Annotated in this window: 9 protein-coding genes and 1 pseudogene; 7 read left to right on the forward strand and 3 right to left on the reverse strand. The window is 43.2% G+C overall.

Annotation, left to right across the window (positions count from 1 at the left end; translation table 11 throughout):
* Window positions 1-50 precede the first annotated feature (50 nt).
* Both LPB220_RS01155 and LPB220_RS01160 read right to left on the reverse strand, forming a co-directional pair.
* Window positions 51-905: a methyltransferase domain-containing protein gene (locus LPB220_RS01155; protein WP_150905132.1), complete on the reverse strand. Its 855-nt coding sequence runs from the start codon at window positions 903-905 to the stop codon at window positions 51-53.
* 107 nt (window positions 906-1,012) lie between these two features.
* Window positions 1,013-1,330, reverse strand: a complete 318-nt coding sequence (locus LPB220_RS01160; RefSeq protein WP_150905134.1) for a YciI family protein — start codon at window positions 1,328-1,330, stop codon at window positions 1,013-1,015.
* A gap of 87 nt (window positions 1,331-1,417) precedes the next feature.
* Here LPB220_RS01160 and LPB220_RS01165 point away from each other — a divergent pair, with 87 nt between their 5' ends.
* From LPB220_RS01165 to LPB220_RS01185, 5 genes and pseudogenes are all read left to right on the forward strand, one after another.
* Window positions 1,418-1,735, forward strand: a complete 318-nt coding sequence (locus LPB220_RS01165) for a winged helix-turn-helix transcriptional regulator (protein WP_150905136.1) — start codon at window positions 1,418-1,420, stop codon at window positions 1,733-1,735.
* 124 nt (window positions 1,736-1,859) lie between these two features.
* Window positions 1,860-2,726, forward strand: a pseudogene (locus LPB220_RS01170) (ATP-binding cassette domain-containing protein).
* Window positions 2,726-3,568, forward strand: a complete 843-nt coding sequence (locus LPB220_RS01175; RefSeq protein WP_150905138.1) for an ABC transporter permease — start codon at window positions 2,726-2,728, stop codon at window positions 3,566-3,568. Before LPB220_RS01170 ends, LPB220_RS01175 begins: the two are co-directional and overlap by 1 nt.
* Before the next feature lie 18 nt (window positions 3,569-3,586).
* Complete coding sequence (locus LPB220_RS01180; RefSeq protein ID WP_049523750.1) at window positions 3,587-4,042, forward strand: LytTR family DNA-binding domain-containing protein; 456 nt, start codon at window positions 3,587-3,589, stop codon at window positions 4,040-4,042.
* Between the two features lie 9 nt (window positions 4,043-4,051).
* Window positions 4,052-4,465: a DUF3021 domain-containing protein gene (locus LPB220_RS01185; protein ID WP_049472884.1), complete on the forward strand. Its 414-nt coding sequence runs from the start codon at window positions 4,052-4,054 to the stop codon at window positions 4,463-4,465.
* 62 nt (window positions 4,466-4,527) lie between these two features.
* On the opposite strand, the gene tyrS is transcribed toward LPB220_RS01185, so the two are convergent.
* Window positions 4,528-5,784, reverse strand: a complete 1,257-nt coding sequence (gene tyrS, locus LPB220_RS01190; protein ID WP_150905140.1) for a tyrosine--tRNA ligase — start codon at window positions 5,782-5,784, stop codon at window positions 4,528-4,530.
* 182 nt (window positions 5,785-5,966) lie between these two features.
* Here tyrS and pbp1b point away from each other — a divergent pair, with 182 nt between their 5' ends.
* Together pbp1b and rpoB are read left to right on the forward strand one after the other, a co-directional pair.
* Window positions 5,967-8,423, forward strand: a complete 2,457-nt coding sequence (gene pbp1b, locus LPB220_RS01195) for a penicillin-binding protein PBP1B (RefSeq protein WP_191904613.1) — start codon at window positions 5,967-5,969, stop codon at window positions 8,421-8,423.
* Between the two features lie 351 nt (window positions 8,424-8,774).
* Entirely contained in the window at window positions 8,775-12,344 is a 3,570-nt protein-coding gene (gene rpoB / locus LPB220_RS01200) for a DNA-directed RNA polymerase subunit beta (RefSeq protein WP_023919659.1), read from the forward strand.
* Window positions 12,345-12,388 lie beyond the last annotated feature (44 nt).

The following is a 12,388-nucleotide window of genomic DNA, read 5'->3' on the forward strand; positions in this document are numbered from 1 at the left end:
AGATGAGTAAAAGGCTGAGACGATTTGTCTCAGCCTTTTTACTTTTCATTTTACGTTCTTTGTATCTTGATTTTCCCAACCAATATTTGGGCCTCAATGGTGATTTCTGTGAGTTGGGTCCAGTCGATTTTTTCTTGGTCTACGTGAAATAGAAGAGGGGTCATGGCGAGGAGCGCCTGGCGTTCTTCAGGAGTTAAACTCTTGGTGAGGCTGACCGTTTCGGATGAGAGGATCTGGCAGTGGTCTTCAAAGTGCTCCAAAATTTCCTGGTTGGAGTAGGACTGCTTGGTCAATTGATCTTGGGCCAACTGACGAATTTCTTTTAGATGAGAAGAGGTTGGAACGACCTTAATGATGACCCCTTCAGCCTTTAAGACACGCTCAAATTCAGCGTAATTAGCCGGGGAGAAGATGTCCAAAATGACATCCATACTCTTGGATTGAATGGGTAGATGAGCCAAGTCTCCTACAAACCAATTGACCTTCCAGCTAGCATCACTCTTGGCAGCTAGTTGCACAGATTCCTTGGAAAGATCAAAGGCATAGAAAGTAGCCTTGGGATAGGCTTCTTGTAGCTTTCGGGAGTAATAGCCTTCTCCGCAACCGATATCTAGAATTCTGGCATCACTGGTCGGAATTTTTTGTCCGATCGCTGTTAGAATCGGCTCATAAAAACCTGCTTCTAAGATCAGCTGGCGATTCTGGAAATTTTCTTTGTCATAGTCCTTTGATTGCTTGATCTGGGGAGCCAGGTTGACATAGCCAAATTTCGCCAAATCAAAAGAATGGCCCTTGGGACATTTAAAACTGGTCCCCACAAGTTCTAGGTCCAATTGACAGATGGGACAGGCAAAGGCAGTGGCTGTTTGAAATCGTTGTAATTTTGGTTTGATCGGTGTATTCATATTAGTAGTGTAACAAAAGAGCCTCTAGATAGCAACCGATGCTGTAATGGGACTAAGTCACACTTTTTTAACGGTTCTACGCGGTATTGAATGGACCTTGAGTCTCTTTATTTAATTTCCTCATTTTCGTCCAATGGATCGCTGAGGAGGGTTTTCAATTCTAGACAATACTTACTTGCTTCAAATTCAATGATCTCATATTGAGCAATCTCATTTTGATAGAATGGATCGTGTGCAATGATTTCTTGGACAGCATCTTTATTTTTTGCTCTCATGAGAATGATACCGCCAGTTCTTGGATTTTTTCTTCCAGATGCGATAAAAAGACCTTTTGTATAATACTGATTTAAAAAATCTATGTGTTTTTCTAAGTGTTTTTCAACTTCATCAAGGGGCTTGATATAGGTAAGGTTTACAATAAACATAAGTGACTCCTTTAAAATAAATGATAAATAGATTATAATACTTTACAAACTACCTGAATAGTAGGCACATTTTTGTAAGGAGAAAAAATGTTAACAAATAAAAATTGGAACTGTAGTATGTCTCGAGTCTTAGATGTGGTTGGTGGGAAATGGAGGATGAATATATTATGGGTTATAAACAAGCATAAGAGAGTTCGTTTCAATCAATTGAGAAGAGAAGTTGAAGGGATAACAACTATCAGTTTGACACGTGGCTTAGACGTTTTAATAGAGAACCAATTGGTTGAGAAATATGATTTTGAAACGATGCCACTCCATACAGAATATGAGCTGACAGAAAAAGGCAAATCACTGATGCCGATTTTAAAGGACTTGAATCAATGGGGAAAAGAATGGTTGCAATGAATTTTTCCCTCATTTTAATCTCTTCTATCTCGCCACTCATCTCTTCATTTTAACCACTTATCCCCAAAAGCCGTTTTTTAAACGGCTTTTTTGCTAGACTGGTTCTATCAAAAGGAGAGAGAACATGATATTACAAGCTAAAAACATCAGTAAACGATATGGAAATCATTTAGCCGTAAACAATATTCATTTACAGTTTGAAAAGGGAACCTTTAATGCGATTCTAGGACCAAATGGGGCGGGGAAATCAACAACGATTTCCATGTTGATTGGTTTGAAACAACCAACGCAAGGTGAAATCATCTATGAACCAGGTACGAAAATTGGTGTGGTCTTCCAGACTAGTGTCTTAGATGAGATGCTAACGGTTAGGGAAAATCTGACCATTCGTGCGAAACAGTATAAAGGCTTAAAACCTGATCGTGTGTCTGATCTTATTGATCGGCTAGGCCTATCAGCTTTCCAAAAGCAGAAATACGGGACGCTTTCAGGTGGTCAAAAGCGTCGGGTTGACATTGCGCGTGCTCTACTACACAGTCCAGACCTTTTGTTCTTAGATGAGCCAACGACAGGTTTAGACATTCAAACCCGGAAGTCCATTTGAGATTTGCTCTATCAATTGCAGAGAGAAGAGGGAATGACCGTTGTATTGACCACGCATTATCTTGACGAAGCAGATGAAGCTGATCAAATTTATATTGTAGACCATGGGGAAGTGATTGCTCAAGGATCGGCACTAGATATTAAGAGCCAGTATGCAAAAAATATCTTGAAGATTCGTTTCAAGGAGATGCAGCAGATAGAAAGTCTCAAATCTTCGGGAATGTCAGTAGAGCAACAAAGTCAATTGGAGTATATTTTTCAACCCAAGAGTGAAAGGGAAGCCATTGATTATCTGGCGCAAGTTAGAGATAATCTAGCCCATTTTGAGTTTCGTCCAGGGACCATGGATGATGCCTTTATTGCACTTACAGGAAGGGAGGTCCGCTAATGCTAGCCGTACTAAAGCGAAATTTTTTATTGTATTTTAGGAATCGTTCAGGAGTTTTCTTCTCCCTGTTGGGAGCCTTGATTTCCTTTGTTCTCTATATTATTTTTCTTCAAAAAAATCTGACAGATGCTTGGGCTCAGCTCCCAAATAGTGGTCCTGTGTTAAATAATTGGTTAATGAGTGGGACGCTGGCTGTGACAGGGATTACGACAAGTCTGGCTGCCCTGACTCAGTTAGTAAAGGACCGTGAACATCAAGTAGATCAGGATCTTTATTTATCGGATCAAGGAAAGTGGCGGTTACCATTTTCGTATCTAACGAGCGCAATCATCATCTCTTTTTTCATGCAAGTCCTTATGTATGTGCTGATGTGTGGCTATTTTAGAGAAGCTCCAGCACTATCTTTATTACCTGAAGTACTCCTCATCATGCTGTTTAGTAGCCTGCTTTCTAGTTTAGTGAATGCCATTTTTGTTTATTTTTTCCAATCCGTAGACAGTCTTGGAAAGTTTGCGACCATAGTGGGTACAGCTTCCGGTTTTTTGGTAGGGACTTATGTACCTTTAGGTGTTCTACCTGATTTTGCACAACTACTAATGAAATGTACTCCAGCAACTTATATTGCTGCACTTTATCGACAAGTACTCATGAAAGAAGCAGTGAGCGAAACCTTTAAGGGGCGAGATGATCTTCTTCGAGATTTTCAAGAAAAAATGGGCGTTCAGCTCAAATGGCAAGCTTTATTGACAAAGGAACAAACATACCTTATAGTGTTAGGAGGTATTCTTCTAGCTTTGGGGATTTGGATTTCCTTGGCAAAAAGATCGAGTAAAAGAAAGTAAGTGAGAATTGGAGTAGGAATGAAGATTCGTTTTGAGGAAAAACAGGATATCGCAGAAAGCAACCCCTGTGTGGTCATTCAAGCCAAGCAATTATCTGATCAAGCACGAGAGGTGATGGACTATCTCGAACAATTTTCGACAGTGAATCAAGTAGTGATTCCTATCAAAACAGATGATCATTTGATTATGGTGAAAATTGATGACATTATTCTAGCCGAGATTGATAAGAATCAGCTAACCATTTATACGACAGACAAAACGTTCACCGTCAGAGATACTTTGACAAATTTTCAACATCGGATTAATCGTCGTAATTTTTTACAGATATCACGCCACGCGGTGATGAATATCGACCATTTAGAATCGCTATCGGATAGTTTTTCAGGCAATATGATGGCTAAACTGACACGCGGAGTGAAATCAAGTGTCAGTCGGAAATATGTCAAATCCTTGATGGATTATTTAGGGGTATAGGAGAAAGTGATGAAACGAGTTATAGCTTATTTTGTATCTGGTATGAGGACAGGATCCTTCTTTTATTTGTGTTTGGTGTTATTATCCCATATCTATCCCAACATCGTCTATCCCGCTGTGAATGTACGCAACATCCTAGCGATCTTTTTAATGAGTGGAACAATGGGAGTTTTGACGTTCATTCTTGAGGAAGAAGAGTTTTTGACCTATAGTTTGCGTGTGGTCCTGCATTTAGTTGTGACAGCTACCATCTTAGCATTGACCTACTTATTTTTTGGCTGGGGGGCAGCCTTACGGAGCCCGATTCCTTGGTTGATCTTTCTAGCCATTTACGGCCTGATCTGGCTTTACCAGATTTGGCAACTCCATAAAAAAACTCAACGAATCAACCAAGCATTGTTGTATCGCAGAAAAGGGAAATAGTCCCAGAAAAAAGTGTATAAGAAAACCACGAAGTTTCGTATTAACTTCGTGGTTTTACTTTCTTAATAAGTCAAAACAAAGTATTTTTTCTTACCGCGGCGGATAACGGTCAATTCATTTTCTAATTTATCGCTATCGCTCAAGACATAGTCAAGATCTTGGATGCGTTCGCCGTTAACGTAGATAGCACCATTTTGAACATCTTCGCGGGCTTGGCGTTTAGAATTTACCACACCAGCTGTGACCAAGAGTTCAACGATGTTGAGGTTATCTTCTGCTTGGACCTGGTAGTTTGGCACACCACGAAGGCCTTGTTTGAGTTCTTTGACAGAAAGCTTTTTGATGTTCCCTGCAAAGAGTTGTTCGGTGATGTTGAGGGCTTCTTTGTAGGCTTCTTCACCGTGGACAAGAGTAACCACTTCACGCGCCAAGATCTTTTGAGCCAAGCGTTCATGAGGAGCAGCCTCAAACTGTTTGCGAATCTCTTCGATTTCATCGAGTGACAAGAAAGTGAAGATCTTCAAGAAGCGCACAGCGTCGGCATCCATCACATTCATCCAGAATTGGTACATTTCGTAAGGAGATGTTTTGTCTGCATTGAGCCAGACGGCGTTTCCTTCTGATTTTCCGAATTTCTTACCAGTTGCATCTGTGATCAAAGGCACAGTCATAACATGACCAGTTTTATCCGCTTTACGGCGCATCAACTCAGTACCAGCTGTCATGTTTCCCCATTGGTCAGATCCACCGATTTGAAGGGTGACATTGTGTTCTTGGTTGAGGACGTAGAAGTCATAGCCTTGCATGATTTGGTAGGCAAACTCTGTGTAAGAAATCCCTGTCTCAATCCGTTTTTTAACAGATTCTTTACTCATCATAGCATTGACCGTAAAGTATTTTCCGACATCACGAAGGAAGTCAATAAAGCTAATGCTTCCGAACCAATCGTAGTTGTTGACCATTTCGGCTTTATTGTCCCCATTTTCAAAATCGAGGAAACGAGACAATTGTCCTTGAATGGAGCGAACCCATTCTTGTACAGTTTCTTTTGTTTGGAGACTACGTTCAGCATCTTTGAAGGACGGATCTCCAATGAGACCAGTCGCACCGCCAACGAGCGCATAAGGTTTGTGGCCTGCTAGTTGAAGACGACGGCTCGTCAAGATGGCAACCAAGTGACCAAGGTGAAGGCTGTCAGCAGTTGGATCATAACCAGTATAATAAGAAACCTGACCTTCTTCCAGTGCTTTGCGTAAGGCTTCTTCATCCGTCGTTTGAAATACCAAACCACGCTCTTTTAGCTCATCAAAAATGTGCATGTGTCTTTTCTCCTTTATAAGTTTATTCATTTCTCTATTCTACCATAAACCACGGAAATGGCAATGGTTTCCATCATTTTCTTGACCTTACTCAAGAAGATTGAGTGACGATTTCTACGCTCTTGTGATTGAAAACAAAGGGCCTAATCTGCTATAATATAGGGAACAAGGAGAAAGAATCAGTGAATCAATTAAAAGAGAAGCTGCAAGAATTTTGGACGAAGATTCAAAAATTCTTTGCAAATATGTATACAGAAACTCCGAATAAGGAAAAAAGTGAGGAAAGTAGCTGGTCTGTCGGTGATATTTTTGCGACCTTTTTACGAACCCTCAAACTCTTGTGGGATGTCATGATCGCCCTGTTCGTGTGCCTCTTTTTATTTGGCGCAGGGATCGGGATTGGTTATGCGGCGAGCCTCTTTAGTAACGTCAAGGTTCCAAAGACAGAAGAATTGGTCCAGCAGGTCCGCAATGTCAGCAGTGTTTCAAAACTGACTTATTCAGATAAGAGTTTGATTGCAGAAGTGGACAGTGATTTGATCCGCACGCCAGTAGCAGGAGACGCCATTTCAGACAATGTCAAGAAGGCTGTGATCGCTACTGAGGATGAGAATTTTGAAAGCCACAAGGGGGTTGTACCTAAAGCCGTTCTTCGGGCAACACTTGGATCTGTAGCCGGTGTGGGCTCCTCTAGTGGGGGATCAACCCTGACCCAGCAGTTGATCAAACAGCAAGTCGTGGGAGACGCTCCAACCTTTACTCGTAAGGCGACAGAGATTGTCGATGCCTTGGCTTTAGAGCGGGGAATGGATAAAAATGAAATCCTGACCACCTACTTAAATGTTTCGCCTTTTGGACGCAACAATCGGGGACAAAATATTGCGGGTGTGGAAGCTGCAGCTCAAGGGATCTTTGGCGTCTCTGCGAAAGACTTGTCCGTTCCACAAGCGGCCTTTATCGCTGGCTTGCCACAAAGTCCGATTGTCTACTCTCCTTATGCTGCAGACGGTAGCCTAAAGAGCAAGGAGAACCTCGAGTTAGGTCTGGCGCGTGCCAAAGACGTTTTGTTCAATATGTACCGGACAGGAGCCTTGTCGAAAAAAGACTACGAGACCTATGCTCAGTACGACTTGACCAAAGACTTCATCGCTCCAGATGGCATCGAGAAAACACCGCATGACTACCTCTACTTCCAAGCCATGGCAGAAGCAAAAGAGGCCATGTATGATTACTTGATCAAGCGAGACAATGTCACCAAGCAAGACTTGAAAAATAATGAAACCGTCAAGGCTTACCAGGAATTAGCTGAGAGCGAGTTGCGCGAAGGTGGCTACACCATTCAAACCACGATTAACAAACCGGTTCACAATGCGATGCAGGCCGCGGTATCGAATTTTGGAAGTGTCTTGGATGATGGGACGGGTCTTGTAGAAGTTGGGAATGTCCTTATGGACAACCGAACGGGTGCCGTTTTAGGATTTATCGGTGGACGGAATTTTGACGGCAACCAAAACAACCATGCTTTTGATACAGAGCGTTCCCCAGGGTCTACTATCAAACCGCTGTTGGCATATGGGATTGCCATCGACCAAGGCTTGATGGGAAGCAATAGCATCCTTTCTAACTACCCGACTAATTTCTCAAGTGGGGAGCCGATCATGCACGTGGATAGCCGAGGGACAGCCATGATGGATCTTCGTGAGGCCCTCAATACCTCATGGAATATTCCAGCTTACTGGACTTACCGGACTCTTCGTGAAAAAGGTGTGGATGTCCCATCCTACATGAAGAAAATGGGCTATGATATCCCTGAATATGGCATTGAGAGTCTGCCGATGGGGGGAGGAATTGAGGTCACTGTTGCCCAACATACCAATGGTTTCCAAACCATTGCTAACAATGGGAACTACCTCAAACGCTACATGGTAGAGCAAATCATTGATCGAGATGGAGATGTGGTATACAAGCACGAGGCAGATCCTGTTCGTGTTTACTCTCCAGCAACGGCAACGATTATGCAGGATCTCTTGCGCGGGGTTATTACGTCTGGTGCAACAACGACCTTTAAGTCACGGATTAGCCAAGTCAACCCAACGCTGGCAGGTGCAGACTGGATTGGAAAAACCGGTACCACTAACTCAAATGGAGATATGTGGTTGATGCTGTCCACCCCTAATGTTTCTTTAGGAGGTTGGATCGGTCATGACAACAATGCTTCCATGCAGACCTTGACTGGATACAACAACAATGCCCAATACATGGCGCAGTTGGCGAATGCAATCTACCAAGCAGATCCAAGTCTCTTTGGGATTCAGGATAAATTCACTCTCGATAAGAGTGTGATCCGCTCTGAAGTGCTCAAATCGACTGGTGAAAGACCGGGCCGCGTCAATGTCAATGGTCGGGATATCGATGTGAGCGGTCAAATGGTGACGAGCCTTTGGGCCAAAAACGGAGCGCCAACCACTCAATACCGCTTTGCCATCGGGGGATCGGATAGCGATTATCAAAGTGCTTGGGCAGCCATTCTCGGTAATTCCAGTGGAAATCAGTCGAATAATAAGAACAATTCGACAACCAATAGTTCATCCAGCAATAGTTCAAATCGAAACAGCTCAAATCGTGGCAATCGACACTAGTCTGATCCAGTAGAAAACCTGGAGAAAGCCTTGATTTTTGGAGCAAAAAACGGTATAATAGTGATAACTAATTTGTCGTGTGCTTTATTTGAAATATTGTCCAAATAAGAGCTTACAGCAGTTAAATCTTACTTGAATAAGTCGATTTAGCTGCTCTTTTTGTGCCTATTTTTCAGAAAAATCCTAGTTTGTTACACAAATTTAATTTTTCTAAAAATTACAAAAAGCGACGAATGAGGTGAAGAGATAGCTCTTCACGTGATGCAAATCACACAATTGTAGTTAAAACCGGATAGGTGGTGAAAGTCATTTTACCAAGCTATCCTAGTATGGAAAAAGGAGCTAAAAACTTTGGCAGGACATGACGTTCAATACGGGAAACATCGGACCCGTCGTAGTTTTTCAAGAATCAAAGAGGTTCTTGATTTACCAAACTTGATTGAAATCCAGACAGACTCATTCAAAGATTTCTTGGATCATGGCTTGAAGGAAGTATTTGAAGATGTGCTTCCCATCTCAAACTTCACGGATACAATGGAATTGGAATTTGTGGGTTATGAAATCCGCGAACCTAAGTATTCGCTTGAAGAAGCGCGCATCCACGATGCCAGCTACTCAGCACCAATCTTTGTGACCTTCCGTTTGGTCAACAAAGAAACAGGTGAAATCAAGACCCAAGAAGTTTTCTTTGGTGATTTCCCAATCATGACTGAAATGGGAACCTTCATCATCAATGGTGGAGAACGGATTATCGTATCTCAGTTGGTCCGCTCACCAGGTGTCTACTTCAATGATAAGGTGGACAAGAATGGTAAGGTTGGTTATGGATCAACTGTTATCCCTAACCGTGGGGCTTGGTTAGAGCTTGAAACCGACTCAAAAGACATTGCTTACACACGTATCGACCGCACACGTAAGATTCCATTTACAACTCTTGTGCGTGCTCTTGGATTCTCTGGAGATGATGAAATCATCGATATCTTTGGGGATAGCGAATTGGTTCGTAATACCATTGAAAAAGATATCCACAAAAATCCAATGGATTCACGGACAGATGAAGCCCTCAAAGAAATCTACGAGCGTCTTCGTCCGGGTGAACCAAAAACAGCGGAAAGCTCACGCAGCTTGTTGGTAGCTCGTTTCTTTGATCCACGTCGTTATGACTTGGCTCCTGTCGGTCGCTACAAGATCAACAAGAAACTCAATATCAAGAACCGCTTGTTGAACCAAACAATCGCAGAACCATTGGTAGATGCTGAAACAGGGGAAATCCTTGTAGAAGCTGGTACTGTCATGACGCGCGATGTGATCGACAGCATCTCTGAACAATTGGATAACGGTTTGAACAAAATCACCTACATTCCAAATGATGCTGCTGTTTTGACAGAACCAGTAGAATTGCAAAAATTCAAAGTTGTCGCTCCAACAGATCCAGACCGCGTTGTCACCATCATCGGAAATGCCAACCCATCTGACAAAGTACGGATTGTAACTCCAGCAGATATCTTGGCAGAAATGAGCTATTTCTTGAACCTGGCAGAAGGTATTGGTCGCGTGGATGATATCGACCACCTTGGAAACCGTCGGATTCGTGCCGTTGGTGAATTGCTTGCCAACCAAGTGCGTCTTGGACTTTCACGGATGGAACGAAACGTTCGCGAACGGATGTCTGTACAAGATAACGATGTCTTGACACCACAACAAATCATCAACATCCGTCCAGTAACTGCAGCAATTAAAGAATTCTTTGGTTCTTCCCAATTGTCACAGTTCATGGACCAACACAACCCGCTTTCTGAGTTGTCTCACAAACGTCGTTTGTCTGCCTTAGGGCCTGGTGGTTTGACACGTGACCGCGCTGGATATGAAGTACGTGACGTGCACTATACCCACTATGGTCGTATGTGTCCAATCGAAACACCTGAAGGACCAAACATCGGTTTGATCAACAACTTGTCATCTTATGGACACTTGAACAAGTATGGTTTCATCCAAACACCATACCGTAAAGTGGACCGTGAAAAAGGTGTAGTCACTAACGAAATCGTTTGGTTGACAGCCGATGAAGAAGATGAGTACATCGTTGCTCAGGCCAACTCTAAGTTGAACGAAAAGGGTGGCTTTGCTGAGCCAATCGTTATGGGACGTCACCGTGGTAACAACCAAGAGTTCCCATCTGATCAAGTCGACTACATGGACGTGTCTCCAAAACAAGTAGTTGCCGTTGCGACAGCATGTATTCCTTTCTTGGAAAACGATGACTCCAACCGTGCCCTCATGGGTGCCAACATGCAACGTCAGGCTGTGCCATTGATTGATCCAAAAGCCCCTTATGTGGGTACTGGTATGGAATACCAAGCTGCCCATGACTCAGGAGCTGCAGTCATTGCTCAACACGATGGTAAAGTTACTTACGCGGATGCAGACAAGGTAGAAGTTCGTCGGGAAGATGGATCTCTTGATGTATATCACATCCAAAAATTCCGTCGTTCAAACTCAGGTACGGCTTACAACCAACGTACCCTTGTAAAAGTTGGCGATGTTGTTGAAAAAGGCGACTTTATTGCTGACGGTCCATCGATGGAAAAAGGGGAAATGGCCCTTGGTCAAAACCCAATCGTCGCTTACATGACTTGGGAAGGGTATAACTTCGAGGATGCCGTTATCATGAGCGAACGCTTGGTGAAAGAAGATGTCTACACATCTGTTCACTTGGAAGAATTCGAATCAGAAACACGCGATACCAAGTTAGGCCCTGAAGAAATTACCCGTGAAATTCCAAACGTCGGGGAAGATGCTCTTCGTGACTTGGATGAAACAGGTATTATCCGTATTGGTGCGGAAGTAAAAGAAGGCGATATCCTTGTCGGTAAGGTCACACCGAAGGGTGAAAAAGACCTTTCTGCTGAAGAACGTCTCCTTCACGCGATCTTTGGAGATAAATCTCGTGAAGTGCGGGATACATCACTCCGTGTACCTCACGGTGGAGATGGAGTCGTTCGCGATGTTAAGATCTTTACACGTGCAAACGGAGATGAATTGCAATCGGGTGTCAACATGTTGGTTCGTGTTTACATCGCACAAAAACGCAAGATCCGCGTCGGAGATAAGATGGCCGGTCGTCACGGAAACAAAGGGGTTGTGTCTCGTATTGTTCCAGTTGAAGATATGCCTTACCTTCCAGACGGTACACCGGTTGATATCATGTTGAACCCTCTTGGGGTGCCATCACGTATGAATATCGGTCAGGTTATGGAACTTCACCTTGGTATGGCCGCTCGTAACTTGGGTATTCACATCGCAACACCAGTCTTTGACGGAGCAAGCTCAGAAGACCTCTGGGATACTGTAAAAGAAGCTGGTATGGATAGCGATGCTAAGACTATTCTTTACGATGGACGTACAGGTGAGCCATTTGACAACCGTGTCTCTGTCGGTGTCATGTACATGATCAAGCTCCACCACATGGTTGATGATAAACTCCATGCCCGTTCAGTCGGACCTTACTCAATGGTTACCCAACAACCACTCGGAGGGAAAGCTCAATTTGGTGGACAACGTTTCGGGGAAATGGAAGTGTGGGCCCTTGAGGCTTATGGTGCATCAAATGTCCTTCAAGAAATCTTGACTTACAAGTCAGATGATGTCAACGGACGTTTGAAAGCCTATGAAGCGATTACCAAAGGTAAACCAATTCCAAAACCAGGTGTACCAGAATCCTTCCGCGTTCTTGTCAAAGAATTGCAATCACTTGGTCTTGACATGCGTGTCTTGGACGAAGATGATCAAGAAGTGGAACTTCGTGACCTCGATGAAGGGGAAGACGATGATGTGATTCATGTGGATGACCTTGAAAAAGCACGTGAAAAAGCAGCCAAGGAAGCAAAAGCAGCCTTTGATGCTGAAGAATCAGAAAAATAATCAGTAAAAATGATTGTCTTGTGAGAAACCAATGCTTCTAGCAG

It is taken from the genome of Streptococcus sp. LPB0220 (assembly GCF_008727815.1).
In the GTDB taxonomy this organism is placed as follows: Bacteria; Bacillota; Bacilli; order Lactobacillales; family Streptococcaceae; genus Streptococcus.